Genomic DNA, 1,349 nt, shown 5'->3' with positions numbered 1-1,349 from the left:
GGCTCTTCGACGTTGGGTGTGGAATTCGCCCCCTGAGCTGGGCCAGAATATGACCTCCACAGCGGCAGGAGGTATGACATGGACGGCACCCAGATTCTAACACTCGGCCTGGGCTTGGAAGCGCCCTGGATCCTCAAGAACCAGTACCTGGATACCGCCGTGTCGCCCCACCGCCTGGACCTCTATGTCGAGGCAGAGCGAGGCAGTCTCTATCCCTGCCCAGAATGTGGTAAGGCCTGCCAAGCTCATGACTTTGCCGACAAAACCTGGCGGCATCTGAACTTCTTTCAGCATCACTGTTACCTGCATGCTCGCGTGCCGCGCACGAAGTGTCCTGACCATGGCGTCAAGCGCATAGAGGTGCCCTGGGCCCGGCCGGGCAGCGACTTTACCCTGCTGTTCGAGCAAGCGGCCATGTCACTGGTCAAGGAGATGCCGGTACTGGCCGTCTCCCGCCAGTTGGAGATTTCCGACAAACGACTATGGCGCATCGTGCACCACTACGTTGGCCGCATGTTGGGGGAACTGGATCTGTCCAAGGTGGTGACGGTCGGCGTGGACGAAACCGCCTCCCGGCGCGGTCATCGCTATGTCACGGTGTTCCTCGACATGCAGCGCAAGCGGGAACCGGTTATCTTTGCCGTCCCAGGCTGCGGCAAGGATGCCATCCAGGCTTTCAGCGCCTTCCTGGCGGCCCATGGCGGCGACCCGAATAATGTGGTCGAGGTCGTCTGCGATATGTCGCCAGCCTTCCTTAGCGGCGTGACCGAGCACCTTCCCAAGGCCGAGGTAACGGTCGACTGGTTCCATATCGTACAGACCTTCACCAAGCGGCTGGACGAGGTACGCAAGAAAGAGCGCCGGGAGCAGGGGCACCCCAAGTCGCTGCGCTGGGCCCTGCTGAAGAACCTGGATAACAAGAACCTGACACCCAAACAGCTTTCGGCGCTCCAGGAGTTGGTGGCCGATCAGAGCGCCACGGCCGATGCCTGGGTGATCAAGGAGAAGCTACGCTGGATCCAGAAGGCTCCAACGCCCAGAGCGGCTCGGTGGCGCATCACGAACTACCTCAAGGTCATGCAGGCGGCGGTGTCTGAAAAGTCACTGCTGAAGCCGATGGGGAAAGCCCTGGCGACGCTTGAGCGGCACGCCGACGCGGTGGTCAGACGCTGGCTCTCGGGACTGACGAACGCAAGACTGGAAGGAATGAATGGTCTGTTCCAAGCGGCTCGGTCACGAGCACGTGGCTACCGGAACGAGGCCAACTTTATCGCCATGATCTACCTGATTGGCAGCCCGGTGGGCCGCCTATTCGATCAGGCCAAATCCACGTGAAGTGACGAAGAACC

1 protein-coding gene is annotated in these 1,349 nt (G+C 60.9%); it reads left to right on the top strand.

Going from position 1 to position 1,349, the window contains the following annotated elements; genetic code table 11:
• Positions 1-78 precede the first annotated feature (78 nt).
• Positions 79-1,335 (top strand): ISL3 family transposase, encoded by a 1,257-nt coding sequence (locus MLE19_RS22800; protein WP_193061152.1) that lies wholly within the window; start codon positions 79-81, stop codon positions 1,333-1,335.
• Positions 1,336-1,349 lie beyond the last annotated feature (14 nt).

Origin of the sequence: Vreelandella neptunia (assembly GCF_022489065.1) — a bacterium.
GTDB lineage: Bacteria > Pseudomonadota > Gammaproteobacteria > Pseudomonadales > Halomonadaceae > Vreelandella > Vreelandella neptunia_A.
This window is presented reverse-complemented; position numbering and strand designations above follow the sequence as displayed.